Source organism: Chengkuizengella sediminis (assembly GCF_010078385.1).
In the GTDB taxonomy this organism is placed as follows: Bacteria; Bacillota; Bacilli; order Paenibacillales; family KCTC-33759; genus Chengkuizengella; species Chengkuizengella sediminis.
The window spans coordinates 138,152-153,570 of record NZ_SIJC01000009.1; the positions used below are offsets into that span (position 1 = coordinate 138,152).

Genomic DNA, 15,419 nt, shown 5'->3' on the forward strand with positions numbered 1-15,419 from the left:
ATGAATGAAATCAAACTTCCTATGGTTGAAATTTTTGAGACGGTCGAAGGTGAGGGGACTGGAGCAGGTTTTCCTACCATATTTGTTCGTCTTTTTGGTTGTAATTTAAGATGTACTTGGTGTGACACTCCCTATAGTTATCCACCAGAAAAGGCTGAAAAAGTAATGAGTATTGAAGAGATTGTGAATGAAGTTCGCACATATTCTTCACATCATATTTGCCTGACAGGTGGAGAGCCATTATTATATGGAGATCATTCATTAAAATTAATTGAAGAATTAGTTAAGTTGGAACATATTAAAGATATTCATATTGAAACAAACGGAGCCATAGACCTGAAACCATTTATAAATCAAATAACATCTCCAAAAGTTAGATATGTGATGGATTATAAGCTGCCTGACTCTGGCGAAATGGAGAAAATGAATGTAAAAAACCTTGAATTACTGCGCAAACAGGATGAATTAAAATTCGTTATCGGTAGTGAGCAAGACTTTTTTACAGCTAAGCAATTATTGGATACGAACGAAACAGAAGCATTACCTTTATTTAGTCCGGTTTGGGAAACGATGCCGCCTCAAAAATTGGTGGAAATGATGTTAAAACATAAATGTTCTCATATTAAGATGAACTTACAGTTGCATAAAATCATATGGGACCCTGCTATGAGAGGTGTGTAAGGTTTAGAACTGATTAATATTATAATGAGGTGTAACAATGAACAAAAAAGCAGTAATTATATTAAGCGGTGGTTTAGATAGCACAACCTGTATGGGAATTGCGAAGGACCAGGGGTACGATTTATTCCCAATCACGTTTGATTATGGACAAAGACATAATATTGAAATTGAAAAATCAAAACAAGTTGCAAATTATTATGGTGTTAGAGATAAACAAAAAATCATCCCATTATCCTTTTTAAAAGATTTTGGTGGCAGTGCATTAACAGATGAAAATTTGGAAGTGCCAGATGTAGTAAAATCAGATGGATCAAATGATGATTCCTCTGACATCCCAATCACTTATGTTCCTGGACGTAATTTATTGTTTTTATCTATCGCTACTTCTTATGCTGAAGTTTTAAAAGCAGATGCGATATTTATTGGTGTAAATGCACTTGACTATAGCGGGTATCCTGATTGTAGACCAGAATTCATTGCCAAAATGGAAGAAGTCATTTCCATAGCTACAAAGGTTGGGGTAGAAGGTCAAAAAGTGAAAATTGAAACTCCACTCATTTCTTGGAGTAAAGCAGAAATCATTAAAGAAGGTTTAAAAATAGATGTACCTTATCATCTAACTACTTCTTGTTACAATGGAGAAGAAGAAGCTTGTGGTACGTGTGATAGTTGTCGTTTACGTTTAAAAGGTTTTGAAGAAGCGGGTTCAAAAGATCCTATTCCTTATTCTTCTTAATATAAGCCTCAACTAAAAATTAATATTAAAGAGGTATTTATTCCAATAAAGTTGATTTTAAGCTTCATTGTGTATTCAACATGAAATATTGAAAAATGTCCAACATAAGGACCTTCTAAATCTCTAGCCACTAGTGATTTGAAGGTCATTTCTTTATTTTAAGAGCTGATCCTTTTTGAACTGGCATCTTTGCCATTTTGATCTTCATGAGCTCCAAAATAGAGGGAATAAATGGTCTTAATCCATGGTTTTTAGGGCTCTATGTCAAAATAGAGGTATTTGATGGTCTTAAATCATAAATATTATGCAAATTTAAGCAAGATGTTACGAAAAACAGCTAAATAAGACCATCAATTCCCGTTAATTTATTTTTTTTAGAAAAATCAATAAAATAAGACCACGAATTCCCGCTAATTATTTTCGAGATCATCAAATGTTGTTAATTTATATCATTACTTCAATAAGTAAGTCGTATTCAGGTTAGATAAACAAAAAATTCCATATATTTTCTTTTTGTTTCAAGAATTTAAACTAGTAAGTAAATGAGAGAATATGAAAGTATTTTAAACAAAAACACATGATTAATCGCTTATATGGTAGATTCATAGAATAGATCATTAGTAAAAATGTGTGTATAATTTGTATTTGTGAAAATCGGGCGACATTCGTTAGGCGAAAGTCAAAAACTAACAAATTTATCAGAAAAGAGGCAATGATTTGAACTTACAACAAACGTGGAAAGATTCATGGTTCTCTAATGTTAGAGGCGACGTTTTATCAGGAATGACAGTAGCCTTGGCATTAATACCTGAAGCGATAGCATTTTCTATTATTGCGGGTGTAGATCCCATGGTTGGATTATATGCATCGTTTTGTATCGCAGTAATCATTGCATTCGTAGGTGGAAGACCAGGAATGATCTCAGCAGCAACAGGTGCAATGGCATTATTAATGGTTACTTTAGTAGCAGAACATGGATTGCAATATTTATTGGCAGCAACAATTTTAACTGGAATCATACAATTTTTAATGGGCATATTTAAATTAGGTCGATTTATAACCTTTATTCCACAATCAGTAGTTATTGGTTTTGTGAATGCTTTAGCGATATTAATATTTATGGCTCAGCTTCCTCATTTTGTCGGGGAATCATGGCAAATGTATGCTATTGTTGCAGGTACGTTAGCGATCATTTATATTTTACCTAGATTTACAAAAGCTATACCATCAGCTTTAGTGGCAATTATTGTGATGTCTATTGTGGTGATATTTAGTGGATTACAGATGAGATCTGTTGGAGATATGGGTAAAATTACATCTGAACTACCTTTCTTTTTAGTTCCAACTATTCCTTTTAATATAGAAACCTTAATGATTATACTTCCTTATTCCTTTACACTAGCACTTGTAGGGATTTTGGAATCTTTATTAACAGCAACAATTGTTGATGAAATGACGGAAACAAAAAGTGATAAAAACAAAGAAATTAGAGGGCAAGGAATTGCAAACTTTATCACTGGATTTTTTGGTGGTATGGCAGGTTGTGCGATGATAGGTCAGTCTGTAATTAATGTAAAATCAGGTGGAAAAGGCAGACTATCTGCTCTTGTTGCAGGTGTGTTTCTACTATTCCTAATCTTAGTATTAGGTGATGTTGTAGCTATGATTCCAATGGCAGCGTTAGTGGGTGTCATGATTATGGTTTCCATTGGTACATTTGATTGGCAATCTCTTAGAGAATTAAATAAAATACCTCGTAGTGATGCCGTTGTTATGGTTGTAACTGTTGCAATCGTAGTTGTAACGCATGATTTGGCTAAAGGAGTTATTGCGGGAGTTATCTTAAGTGCATTGAACTTTGGCTGGCGTATGAGTCAGATCAAAACGAAGGTAGTATTAGAAAATAATACGAAAACATATACTGTTACAGGTCAGTTGTTTTTCGGAACAATGACACATTTCGTAGATTTGTTTGATGTAAACAGTGATCCAGATCATATTGTGATTGACTTCAGTCAGTCCCATGTATGGGATCATTCAGCAGTAACCGCGATATCAAAAGTAATTATGAAATACCAACAAGTAGATAAAAAGGTGTCCATTGAAGGGTTAAATGAAGAAAGTAAGGCAATCATTGAACAGGTAGGTCTGAGTTCTTCTTCCGGTCATTAATAATAGATAGAATTTATTTATAATTAAAAAACAACCTTATTCCTTGTGGAATTTGGTTGTTTTTTCGTATATATTCATGATGAGTAGATTAGAATTATTTTACTATCATCACAGGACAATGGGCATCATGTGCTACTTGATGACTCACACTTCCCAATAACATTTCACCAAGAGAATTTAAACCTCGGCTTCCAATAATAATGAGATCAAAGTTCCCTTTAGTGGCTCGTTCCACAATTTCTCCCGGAGCTTCTCCTAAAGCGACTTCAAATAAATATTCTACTTGTTCATTCTTAAATTTTTTCTCCACGGAATGTAAAATATGATGTGCTTCTTCTTTTAAAATAGCTTGTACATCAAAGTTAGAGTGGATTAATTTAGCTCGTGATGGAGCTTTTGATGCCACATGAAATATTGTGATTGTAGCATTAGAAAGTTCTTTCATTAAATGAATAGCTGTATCTGCTGCACGTTTAGCGTGTTCTGAACCATCGATAGCTAACATGATTTTATTAAACATATCCGTCGTCACCCTTATCTTTTGATAATGTAATTATATCTAATTCCAGATCTATATACCATATATTTCTAGCTATAGTCAAAGAAAATTCACGCTTTAAAGGTTTTAATAAGAAAACACTTGGATTCATAATCCAAGTGTTTATAGTGCCCGCTTACTTATAAGATTTAACCTGCTTTTTAGCAAATTTTTAATAGATCACAATTTGACTTCACTTTTATGATTTTTCATTAACAACATAAATTGTTTTAACTTAGATAATACATTCATTTTTTTGTGGTTATCACTTAGGTTTTGAAGAAGTTGTTGCTGTAACTGTTTGTTTTCTTCATTGAATGAGGATAATGCTTGTCTTCTGTATTTGGATTCAAATAACATATAAAAACCAGCCTCCTTAGTTTACGAAAAGATGTAAACGCTTTCTAAGTAACCTTTTCATTATTTTAGATGATTTATGAAAAGATGTAAAGGTGAAATAAATATTATAGGAACATATATTCTTTAATTATGTTAAAATAACAAGGTAAGATGTTGAATCGAGAACGGAATACATTTTTAGTAATATAATATTAAAGAGTGTTTAATAAGGTCGTTTAAGTTTTGGACACTCCTTTTATTTGAATAACAGATAGAGAAGCTTAGTGGGAGGATCAAGTATGAAAATATTACAAGCGATGTTTTTTCCTCCAGAACAACCTGGTGGTGTTTCATCTATGGTTCCATACATTAAAGAGAACTTTAAAAAAATAGACTGGAATATGGAGATTTTTTATTTACCAAAACGAATTAGAAATAAAGGTACTGATGATGTTGAATTTTCCACATTTGACTGGAAAAAACATGATGGGAATCTAATTGTAGATAAGTATATTCAGACGCTGAAAGATTATACGTGGTGGACTAGGTTGAGGTTGCAAGAATCCTATGATTTGATTCATGCACATCATCCTATAGCAGGTTTAGTTATGAAAAAATGTTTTCCTCAAACCCCCGTAATATTAACGGTTCATTCAAGTTATGAAAAAGAACTTTTATTAAATCATAAAATTTCTAAAGATAGTTCGGAGCATCAATTTCTTACATCCATATATCGCGAGTTAGAGTTCCACTTAGATGGGATGATTACAGTGTCTCAATCGTTTAAAAACTACTTATCAAATTTTGTTCAAAATAAGGATCATATTCAGGTCATTTATAATGGTTATGATTTTGATCGTTTTCGACCGATCACACATGATAATAACATACCGCAAATCATTTCATTATGTCGCTTAGTTCCTGCCAAAGGCATGGATATTCTGTTAGAGGCCTGTGCTCAGTTGAAAAAAAGAGGTCACTCATTTGTGTTGCATATCATTGGAGATGGACCGATTAGAAAAGATTTGGAGCTTATGGCAAAAGAAATGGATGTATATGAAGAGATTATTTTTTACGGTTATATGCTGCACCCTGAGGAGTTTATCCCTTTTTATGATATATTTGTCCTCCCATCAAGAGCTGAAGCTTTTGGTTCAGTATTTGCAGAGGCGGCTTTATCACAGCTTGCTTTAGTAGGCACAAATATAGGTGGAATAGCAGAACAAATTGATCATGGTAAAAATGGTTTATTGGTACCTGTAGATGATGTACCATCATTAACAAACGCTTTAGAAGAACTAATGACCTCTCCTAATTTTCGAAATGAACTTGCTAAAAATGCGTGGGAAAAAGCAAAAACAGAATACTCTATCACTAGAGTGATTGATCAACTTAAAAGCATTTATTTAAAACAGATGAATCAAGCCAACTAGGAGGCGGAGGATTAATTTGAAATCGTTTCGATTTATACATGCAGCAGATTTACATTTGGACAGCCCCTTCAAAGGGTATATGAACATACCTTCTAAGGAAATTACATCCTATATTAAAAACTCTACTTTTATAGCTCTTCAAACTATGGTGGATTTGGCGATTCGAGAAAAAGTTCAATTTGTGGTTTTGAGTGGGGATATTTTCGATTTGGCAGACCGTTCTTTACGTGCACAAATTCGTTTTCAGAAAGAAATGTTAAGGTTAGGGGAAAACAACATTCAAGTGTTTATTATTCATGGTAACCATGATCCAGAGGATGGTAGTAGAGCAGATCTAAAGTGGCCAGACCATGTTCATTTTTTCCCATCTAATCAAGTTGAAATGATACCTGCACTTGACCGTAATGGACAAGAAATAGCTCATATCTATGGCATTTCTTATCCTACTAGATCTGTAACTAGCAATTTAACAGAAAAATTTAATATAAAAGATGTGAATCAATATAATATTGCATTATTACATACAAATTTAGATGGTAATCCCGCTCACGATAATTATGCACCTTCACATAAAGAAGACCTATTAAAGTTAGCGGTGAATTATTGGGCGTTAGGGCATATTCATACAAGACAAATCGTGCATGAAGAACCACATATCGTGTATCCAGGTAATATACAAGGAAGAAGTGTTAGAGAGTTAGGTGAAAGAGGATGTTACATTGTAGATGTAGATGAAACAAGGACAACAAAGCTTACCTTTGTTGCATTAGAAGCAGTTCGTTGGATTCATAACAAAATAAATATCGCTGATTTGAAAAGTGAGCAGGATCTCAAAGATGCAGTTGATCTACAACTAAAGATGTTGGATGAGGAGAAGGACAATAAACCTACAATTGCCCGGTTTACTTTTGAAGGTTATGGACCCTTACACCATTTTTTAAATGAGGATGTAAATGTAAAAGAATTATTGATGGAGTATCAGGAAAAATACACCTTAGAATCTATAAAAGTCGATCGTTCTTTTGTATGGATTGAAAGTTTTAAAATCAAAACAAGTCCTGAAATTTCAAAAGATCAATATATGGATGATTCACATTATTTAGGTGATTTATTACGTATTTCACAACATTTATTGAATGATTCAAATCAGCTTCAAGCTTTTAATGAAGAAGCTTTGTTTTCTATGAAATCTCATTTGAAAGCAGGAAAATATCTTCGAGAAATGGATTCTGAACAGCAACGAATCGAATGGTTAAAAACAGCAGAAGAACTCGTTCTCCATCTGTTGCTAGAAGAGGTGAAATGAAGATGAGAATCAACCAATTACAGATCGATGGTTTTGGTATATTTAATCAACGAAATTTTAAATTAAATCAACCGGTTACTTTATTTTACGGACAGAATGAAGCTGGGAAAAGTACAACAATGGGTTTTATACGGAATATGTTATTTGGTTTTCCTACTAGAGCACATTTACAACAAAGGTATGAACCTGTAATTGGTGGATTACATGGTGGATTCCTACAATTAGAAGACGAAACTGGGGAGACACTAAGAATTGAAAGAATTCATGGAAAGAGAGATACTATATACGCCAGTGATGGATCTATCTTAAACGAAAAAGAAATGCAGCAGCGATTAGGTGGGATTTCACAGCAGTTATTTCGTGATTTGTTTGCATTTGGTTTATCTGAGTTACAAGAGGTACGTACCTTACAATCAGAAGAAATGAGCAGTTATTTATTTCATTCTGGTATGGGAATACATGCGAATCGGATTATGGATGCAGAAAAGAAACTAATCGGGGTCATGGAAACCTTATTTAAACCTCGTGGTAAAAATCAGCTTATCATCCATCAATTAAAATCGTTGGAAACAATAGATAACAAACTGAGAGAAAATAGGAGAGATATTGAAAAGTACAATGCCCATCAACACTCTTTAATTTTGATCAATGATGAAATCCACTCAGTAGAACTATCTATTAAAGAAAAACAAGATCAACTAAAATGGTTAAACCTCTGCTTAAAAGCTCGAGATACTTGGGTTAGAAAACAAGAAATTAATGAAGAATTAGACCGTTTACCTAGGTTTGAAAACTTTCCAGTCGATGCAAAAATTCGATTTGAAAAGCTTGTAGAAGTTCAAGAAAACTTAAAGATAGAACGGAATCGTTTTATTTTAAAAAAAAGAAAGTTAGAGGAAGAAATTCAACAATTAAAACCCAACACAATATCGATGAATTCGTTACCTCAATTAGAATTACTAAATGAACAATTAGGAACGTACGAAAATGAAAAATCCTTAAAACATGAATTGAAATTCGAAAATGAACAACTGAATGAAAGACTTCAAAACAGTCTGCTAAAAATAAACGAAAACTGGACCGCAAATCAAGTTAGATCTTTTTCTACATCTGTAGCCGCTAGAGAAAAGGTGTTACATTTTAAATCGTTATTACATGAATTTCATACAGAAAAAGAGAAATTAAAGGTTGATTTTGAGCAATTAACTCAGAAGATTGAATCGGACAAACAGTTAATAGAAAAAATAAAATTATTCATTTCCCCACTGTTGAAAAAGAATCATCATATCTTAGCTCACATGAACATGAATAGTGCTCAACAGTTACATACAATGATCGCTGAATTCAAAATGGATATGAACAGACTTCAGTTTCTGGATAAAGAGCTTCATTTGTTAGAAACAAGAAAAATGGATTTACTACAAAACATAAATGAGCTAAAAATGATGAAAAAAGATAAAAAAAACAAAAGTTTATATTGGATTTTGTTGAGTTTAAATATCATCGTTCCATCTTTTTTATATGTATACGATATGACGACTTTTGCCTTGATTGGTTTCTTTAGTATGTTGAGTATTCAGATTGCATACTATTTTATAACTAAAAATAGTAAATCCAACAATTCAATAAATGATTCCATAACTAGAAGTCAGACATCCTTAAATGAACTACAGGAGGAAATAATTCAAAAAGAGCAGTTATACACAAAAACAAAACAATCATGTACCCAATTCCAAATGAAGTTATCAGCTCAAAAAGAGATTGCCATCTCAATAGAGTCTACAAATGTAGATGTACATCAAACCTCTGAATATCAGGAAGTGAATGAGCTTTTGATGATTATAGAGCAAAAAATAAAAGAAGTAGAGCAAAATGATATCCAAATTAAACAAACTGAAACAGAAATTGAACATTTAATGAGTGGTATAAGTTTGTTGAAAAAATCATATCTAGAAAAAAAAGACTTACTCGATAAGAAACAAAAGGATATCAAACTTCTTTTAGATAAATGGAAACATTGGTTATCTCAAGTTGAACTATCCATGGATCTTTCTCCCGAATCTGTGTTAGAAATTTTTCAACAAGTGGATCAAGCGATGAATGTACTCACAAATATAGAAAAAAATGAAACAAAAATAAAACGATTGGAAGAAAAGATTGAGCACTTTGAACATGAAGTGAATGTTTTTGTTCCATTCACAGAAGGGTATAGTATTGGACAAGCCTTAAAACAAATGAGAATGGAAGCAAATTTACAAGTAAAGAAAAATGATGATCAAAAAAATGTTACATTGCAATATGAGGAAGTTGTTGAAGAGATTGAAAGAATTCAAGAAACTTTAAAGCAATTGGATGAGAAAAAACATCTTTTATGGAGCGAGGCACAAGCTTCGGATGAAAAATCATTTTTATCGAACGTATATTACAATGATCAGAGGAAACAACTTGAGCAAGAATTACGTCACACTCAATTTTCTCTTCAAGATTGGGTTGGAGAAAAACAACTGCAAAAGCTGGAGTTAGAGTTAAAGGGAAACCATACAATAGAGACGATGACAGAATTAAAAAATGAACTATCTGCTCAACTGACGGAAATGCAAAATCGCCTAGTTGAACTGAGAGATCAAAAAGGAAGAACGAGTCACCAGCTTGAAAAATTAGAATCAGATATGAATCATGCTGAACATATGCTTGCATATGAAGGAGAATTGACAAAGGTGAGAGAACTTTCGGATCAATGGGCTATTCATTCGTTTGCATTACACTTAATTAAAAAAGCAAAGGCAAAGTATGAACAAGAACGTCAGCCAGAAGTATTAATGAAAGCATCATCCTACTTTGAAAAAATGACGAATGGAGCCTTTCGAAGAGTGATGGTCCCTTTTGGAGAAAAACGAATGATTGTAGAGAGAGAAAATGGGGCACAAATAGAAACTTCATTTTTAAGTAGAGGCACAGCAGAATTATTATATTTAGCGATGCGTTTTGCACTTGCACATGAGTTTGGGAAAAAAGCAGCACTCCCCTTAATCATGGATGATATCTTTGTGAATTTTGATGGAGATAGACTTAAGTCTACGTTATCCGTTTTAAATGATGTATCCAATCATCATCAACTCATACTTTTCACTTGTCATGAACATATTCGAACAGCCATGAATGATATGTTTCCTCAGATTCAAAATATAGATTTGAATTTAGGTCAATCATAGATCATTTTGATTGTCATGCCACCGTCAATCACGAGGTTTTGTCCAGTAATAAAACCTGCTTTTTCCTCCGCAATGAACAAACAAGCGGCCACAATATCCTCTGGTTTTCCAACTCTTCCAACAGGATGTTGAAGTTTATCTTTTTCCGTATGAAATGGTTCTTCAGCATCCTCTGAAAATAACCAGTCACGAGTTTCAATCCATCCTGGACTAATGGCGTTAACTCGAATACCAAATTCTCCTAAACTGACAGCCATGGCATGTGTTAATGCCAAAATGCCACCTTTAGATGCTGAATAAGCTTCTGTATTTTTCTCTGACATAAGAGCTCGTGTGAGGAAATATTGATAATGGCTCCGTTTTTTTTATGTATCATACGTTTGGCAAACTGTTGGGAACAAAAAAAAGTACCACGTAAATTTACGGATAATACGCGATCAAAGTCTTCAAGTGAACAATCTAATACAGGACTGTTTTTTGCAATTCCCGCGTTATTAATGAGGACATCAGGTACACCCATATCCTCTATGGTTAGATTGACCCACTTGATAACATCATCCATATTAGCAATATCAGTAGGGACAAACATGGCTTTTCCACCTAATTGATGAATAAATCGTATAACTTCTATACCCGCATCTTTGTTTGTATCCGCAATCGAAATATGGTATCCTTCTTTTGCAAATGAAATGGCCAGTGCTCTGCCAATCCCTTGTGCTCCACCAGTAATCGCTGTTATCTTTGGCATATCATTCACCTCAGATTGTTTTTATTACATTATATAGTATTCTGAAACGTTTACAAATTTTATGACCAAGTTTCTATCACAGTAGGATGATCATCTTTTTGTGATTCTAATCTATTTAATTGTTTTGGAACCGCATCACGAACTTCTGATAATGAATCCTTCATATACACAAAGGGTGAGGGTTCATCACGATCATAAAGCCTAGCAACGTATTTTAATGGATGATTCTTAGGATTTTGAGATATAACAATCATCGGGATTTCACATACATTTATAGAAAATCTACTTACCTGTACATTTCTCATATTTTCACATTCCTTTTTTGTTTATTAATGTTATTTTAAAATAATTTGACTAAATTATAATAAATAAAATTTTTAAACAAAATTGGTAAAAATTTATATAGTATATAAGAGATTATAAGATTATATATCTACATAGAAAAAATGACTTTTTACGTATTGATTAGGAAAAAAAAGAAACATAAACTATTAAGTTATATGTTTCATGGATTGAACTAACTTCAAGTGACTTTTTATATTTTTTTATGTATTCAAACTTTAATTCTTTCGCTACTACCATCCAGCACCGCCAATTACTACTGTTAAGATATCAGAAATTTTTATAGGTAAGATGACTGATATAAGAAAAGTAACTACATATATAGACTTAATATTTTTCATTGTTGCTTCCTCCTTTCATTATAAATTTGAGGTCTTCACTTTGTAATTATGATAAGTTTCTAGTTTTTCAATTGTTGAAACATCCATCGTCTCTTTTTTATTAGTATGTATATTCAAGATAAGCCTTAGGCAATCACTTTCCTTAGCGATAAGATCAACCTTGGCATATCCTGCTGCTGCTTCCAAATAACAATTTATCCCTTCCTCAATTCTTTCTGTTACTATATAATAATCTCCTCTGAGTTTGTAATAGTGGGCTAACTCAGCTTGAAGAAACGGTGTAACACATGGAATAGATAATAGTCTTCTTTCTAGGTGAAAAAGCATTTCAATTTCAGATAGATTTTTCGTCTGCAAGTGTAAAATGATTAAAAGATTCACTACATGCAGCAAAGTGTCATCCCCACAATATGGCAGGTTCTCTTGCAGAACCGAAATAGCTAGTTGATGTTTTCCATTAGCCGAATGTAATGCAGCTTCTATTAATTTTGTATTGTCTTTTACTTCTGGAAGCGAATACTCATTATATAAAGTTAAGTATTTTTTTGTTTGTTCATAATCACCTAAGTAATAGTAACAATTACATACAAAATAGATAGTATTTGCCCTCATTCTATTATCTGAGATCTCTGCGTCCAATGCTTTTCTACCCAAATCAACGCTTTCTTCAAATATACATAAATAGTAAGCATGGACACCCAATTTATAATACATTAGACCTCGCTCTTCACTAGAAAGGAAATCCTCGAAAAACAAAATACCTTTTCCAGATACATACGTTGATCGAAATTTTGAGAAATCATCCCGTTCAATAAGATATACTTGTAACATACTTTTAGCGATATAAGGCATGATTCCGTGAGCTCGTGAATAGTTAATAATTAGTTGAAAAAGAGCTAGCTTTATAGAAGGTTTCTCAATGATTGTCACCTTCTCATATAATCTTTTAACTAATTCTATGCTATCTACTACAGGAGATTGAAGGACCTTCATAGCCACATTCGAAATAATAGAAATGTTTTTTTCTCCTTGAATTAACTTATCAAAAATAGTAAATAAAACTTCATCTCTTTCTTCAACTTCTATATATCGCTCGATTATCTCTTCAGAAGAAATTTTTAGTATACAGCCTATTTTTTGAATATTTACTAAGGATGGACGTTTAACTTGTCCCGATTCGATCCTAGATATGCTAGCTTTATCAACATCGGTTAATTTTTCTAGCTGCACTAATGTCATTTCAGCTTGTTTCCGATGATGTCGAATGAGTTCCCCCAATGATGAATTTGCTTTGGTGGTAATCATTCATTTCCACCCTTTCTACATAAACATATATTTTAACAGAAGTACTTTAATTATTTAAAAATAAAAATGATGAAGAAAAATCGAATAAAAAGTAATATATTGTAACTATTTGTTATTTAATAGAATATCATTGGATTGAAAAAATTTCAATATACATTGGGCTTTATGAGAAACCAGTTTGTAATTACATTGTTGTCAATATGTTTGCACTATGGTGGTAAAGTATTATTAATTTATTGAGGGATAACAAGATAAAATGATTTTCGAAAGGGGGTAATGAAAATGTTAGAAATGATTAAAGAAGTAAATTTAGGCTTGAAAGTAAAATGGTTTCTTTGGATTCAATTCAGATTATCTGGAGTTGATTGAAGGAAAATACGAAATTCATTCGTTATCTACTAAAAGTATTTTGAAGATAAGAGGGAACTTTTCACTTTTCTAAAGCTAAATTATTTGAACTAGAAGAAAAAAAGGACAAAGAAATCTCAAATGGAATATATATTTCTGATCTTGACTAGGAGATAGGAATATGAAATTTGAAATTTTAGATGTAAATAAAAGTTATGCTGTTTATAGGTTAGAAAAATGATATAACAAGAAAGGTGAAATATGGAATTTAAGAGGAATCTTCATCATTTCTATTATGCTAATGATATAATCTATACTTTTATATAGCACTTTAAGTTATACAGAGTAAATTTATTTAAAAATTTATATGAAGTGTGAAAAATTACATTAAAATGGTATAATAAATTTTTTAAAAATATATTATTTTAAAGTTAAATAGCTTTTAACTTTAAAAAAGGAGAGGTTTATATTTTGAAGAAAAAACTAGTGTTGTTAGTAGTGATATTCGCCCTAATTATTCCCCAATCCATTTTTGCTGGTAGTTCAGATGAAAAGATTAAAACTAAAATCAGATATGATAAAGCAGGGCAGAAAATTGGGGAATCAAAAATCTCAACTAAGAAAAATAAAGATGGTGAAGAGGTTACTATTGAAGAAAAATTTGATAATAATGGTAACAAAACAGGACAAAGAATTTCAAAAAGTAGAGAACCTATTTCTTTGAATCAGACACAAGATGTTTCGTTAAAAGCTGAAGTTGATGTAGAAGATGATGGTGTTAAAGGTTGGTGGGTAGCAACTACTACAGCAAGATGGGATTATTGGGCTGGTGATTATTCGGGAACATCAACTGGTTCTTCAAAATCATACGAAAATAGCTTTGAAGAAGTTTATCAAGCTATAGACTTAATATTTGTAAAAACACAAGTACTTGTCGATGGCACTATATTAGGAAGTAGGCAAGATTCAAATACTAATGCATCTACTGCAACAGCTCTTGCAAAAAGCTCCAAAAATTATTTCACTACTTTTCATGACTTGGAAGGGATAACTAGTCATAAATTTGAGGACGATGGTTTTCAAGATTGGTACCCAACGACCAACGATATTGAATAAAAATTCACAAAGTAAAAGATCTGAGTTTCTACTTTTTTGAATTTTTATAATGAAAACATATTTTATTTAAGAGTGGAATTCATTTAACCAAAGGGAGGATTTTATTTTGAAGAAAAAACTAGTATTGTTAGTAGTGATATTCGCTCTAATTATTCCCCAATCCATTTTTGCTGGTAGTTCAGATGAAAAGATTAAAACTAAAATCAGATATGATAAAGCAGGGCAGAAAATTGGGGAATCAAAAATTTCAACTAAAAAAAATAAAGATGGTGAAGAGATTACTATTGAAGAAAAATTTGATAATAATGGTCATAAAGTAGGGCAAAAAATTTCGAAAGAAAGAGAACCTATTTCTTTGAGTCAAACACAAGATGTTTCGTTGAAAGCTTCTCTAAATGCTGAACCAGGTTGGTGGTCAGCAAATACTACAGGAGTATGGGATGACACTAGTATTTTCGGGACTTATGAAGTTGACGTATCTTCTTATTCAAAATCATACGCAGATAGCTCAAAATCAGAATATGCACCTATCGACTTGATTTATGTAAAAACACAACTATTAATCAAGGGTACTCTTTCTACAACTGATAGTGATAGTAATACAGATGCATCCTTTGCAATTGTCACTTTCTCATCTGAAACAGTTCAAGATACAGTTTGGACAAGTTTACCTGACTTCGTGGCAACATCTAATCATAAGTTTGAGCATGAAGGTTATACTAATTGGTATCCAACTACTGAAGATAGCTAAACTTTACGGTACGTTCCTCTATAAACTCAGTGTATAATTATCACTAACTGG

Annotated in this window: 14 protein-coding genes; 8 read left to right on the plus strand and 6 right to left on the minus strand. The window is 32.3% G+C overall.

Annotation, left to right across the window (positions count from 1 at the left end; translation table 11 throughout):
• The 3 genes from EPK97_RS16925 to EPK97_RS16935 all read left to right on the plus strand — a co-directional run bounded on the left by EPK97_RS16925 (position 1) and on the right by EPK97_RS16935 (position 3,589).
• A complete protein-coding gene (locus tag EPK97_RS16925; protein WP_240903860.1) occupies positions 1-681 on the plus strand; it encodes a 7-carboxy-7-deazaguanine synthase QueE in 681 nt (226 codons plus the stop codon).
• A 37-nt stretch (positions 682-718) separates the two neighbouring features.
• Entirely contained in the window at positions 719-1,417 is a 699-nt protein-coding gene (queC, locus tag EPK97_RS16930; protein ID WP_162037807.1) for a 7-cyano-7-deazaguanine synthase QueC, read from the plus strand.
• Positions 1,418-2,134: 717 nt separating this feature from the next.
• Positions 2,135-3,589 (plus strand): SulP family inorganic anion transporter, encoded by a 1,455-nt coding sequence (locus EPK97_RS16935; protein ID WP_162037808.1) that lies wholly within the window; start codon positions 2,135-2,137, stop codon positions 3,587-3,589.
• Positions 3,590-3,683: 94 nt separating this feature from the next.
• Here the strand turns inward: EPK97_RS16935 and EPK97_RS16940 are convergent, their stop codons facing one another.
• Both EPK97_RS16940 and EPK97_RS16945 read right to left on the minus strand, forming a co-directional pair.
• Entirely contained in the window at positions 3,684-4,109 is a 426-nt protein-coding gene (locus EPK97_RS16940) for a universal stress protein (RefSeq protein WP_162037809.1), read from the minus strand.
• Positions 4,110-4,307: 198 nt separating this feature from the next.
• Entirely contained in the window at positions 4,308-4,487 is a 180-nt protein-coding gene (locus EPK97_RS16945; RefSeq protein ID WP_162037810.1) for a hypothetical protein, read from the minus strand.
• A gap of 278 nt (positions 4,488-4,765) precedes the next feature.
• Here EPK97_RS16945 and EPK97_RS16950 point away from each other — a divergent pair, with 278 nt between their 5' ends.
• From EPK97_RS16950 to EPK97_RS16960, 3 genes are read left to right on the plus strand one after another with little or no spacing between them, the layout of a single operon-like run.
• Positions 4,766-5,899, plus strand: a complete 1,134-nt coding sequence (locus EPK97_RS16950) for a glycosyltransferase family 4 protein (RefSeq protein WP_162037811.1) — start codon at positions 4,766-4,768, stop codon at positions 5,897-5,899.
• A gap of 16 nt (positions 5,900-5,915) precedes the next feature.
• Positions 5,916-7,205: a metallophosphoesterase family protein gene (locus tag EPK97_RS16955; protein WP_162037812.1), complete on the plus strand. Its 1,290-nt coding sequence runs from the start codon at positions 5,916-5,918 to the stop codon at positions 7,203-7,205.
• 2 nt (positions 7,206-7,207) lie between these two features.
• Entirely contained in the window at positions 7,208-10,417 is a 3,210-nt protein-coding gene (locus EPK97_RS16960; protein WP_162037813.1) for an AAA family ATPase, read from the plus strand.
• On the opposite strand, the gene EPK97_RS22630 is transcribed toward EPK97_RS16960, so the two are convergent.
• From EPK97_RS22630 to EPK97_RS16975, 4 genes are all read right to left on the minus strand, one after another.
• Positions 10,408-10,692 carry an SDR family oxidoreductase gene (locus tag EPK97_RS22630; protein WP_420826801.1) on the minus strand — a complete coding sequence of 95 codons (285 nt, stop codon included), beginning with the start codon at positions 10,690-10,692 and terminating at the stop codon, positions 10,408-10,410. The genes EPK97_RS16960 and EPK97_RS22630 overlap by 10 nt on opposite strands.
• On the minus strand, positions 10,683-11,165 hold the full coding sequence (locus EPK97_RS22635) for an SDR family NAD(P)-dependent oxidoreductase (protein ID WP_420826802.1): 483 nt from the start codon (positions 11,163-11,165) through the stop codon (positions 10,683-10,685). Before EPK97_RS22635 ends, EPK97_RS22630 begins: the two co-directional genes overlap by 10 nt.
• Positions 11,166-11,224: 59 nt before the next feature.
• A complete protein-coding gene (locus tag EPK97_RS16970; RefSeq protein ID WP_162037814.1) occupies positions 11,225-11,470 on the minus strand; it encodes a hypothetical protein in 246 nt (81 codons plus the stop codon).
• 396 nt (positions 11,471-11,866) lie between these two features.
• Entirely contained in the window at positions 11,867-13,153 is a 1,287-nt protein-coding gene (locus EPK97_RS16975; protein ID WP_162037815.1) for a helix-turn-helix domain-containing protein, read from the minus strand.
• An 819-nt stretch (positions 13,154-13,972) separates the two neighbouring features.
• Here EPK97_RS16975 and EPK97_RS16980 point away from each other — a divergent pair.
• Both EPK97_RS16980 and EPK97_RS16985 read left to right on the plus strand, forming a co-directional pair.
• Complete coding sequence (locus EPK97_RS16980) at positions 13,973-14,617, plus strand: hypothetical protein (protein WP_162037816.1); 645 nt, start codon at positions 13,973-13,975, stop codon at positions 14,615-14,617.
• A gap of 106 nt (positions 14,618-14,723) precedes the next feature.
• Positions 14,724-15,368, plus strand: a complete 645-nt coding sequence (locus EPK97_RS16985; protein ID WP_162037817.1) for a hypothetical protein — start codon at positions 14,724-14,726, stop codon at positions 15,366-15,368.
• Positions 15,369-15,419: the final 51 nt, after the last annotated feature.

Bases quoted from the DNA above. Each gene is read 5' to 3' on its own strand.
- EPK97_RS16925 (WP_240903860.1), top strand. From the start codon at position 1: ATGAATGAAATCAAACTTCCTATGGTTGAAATTTTTGAGACGGTCGAA.
- queC (WP_162037807.1), top strand. From the start codon at position 719: ATGAACAAAAAAGCAGTAATTATATTAAGCGGTGGTTTAGATAGCACA.
- EPK97_RS16940 (WP_162037809.1), bottom strand. From the start codon at position 4,109: ATGTTTAATAAAATCATGTTAGCTATCGATGGTTCAGAACACGCTAAA.
- EPK97_RS16945 (WP_162037810.1), bottom strand. From the start codon at position 4,487: ATGTTATTTGAATCCAAATACAGAAGACAAGCATTATCCTCATTCAAT.
- EPK97_RS16950 (WP_162037811.1), top strand. From the start codon at position 4,766: ATGAAAATATTACAAGCGATGTTTTTTCCTCCAGAACAACCTGGTGGT.
- EPK97_RS16960 (WP_162037813.1), top strand. From the start codon at position 7,208: ATGAGAATCAACCAATTACAGATCGATGGTTTTGGTATATTTAATCAA.
- EPK97_RS22635 (WP_420826802.1), bottom strand. From the start codon at position 11,165: ATGCCAAAGATAACAGCGATTACTGGTGGAGCACAAGGGATTGGCAGA.
- EPK97_RS16970 (WP_162037814.1), bottom strand. From the start codon at position 11,470: ATGAGAAATGTACAGGTAAGTAGATTTTCTATAAATGTATGTGAAATC.
- EPK97_RS16975 (WP_162037815.1), bottom strand. From the start codon at position 13,153: ATGATTACCACCAAAGCAAATTCATCATTGGGGGAACTCATTCGACAT.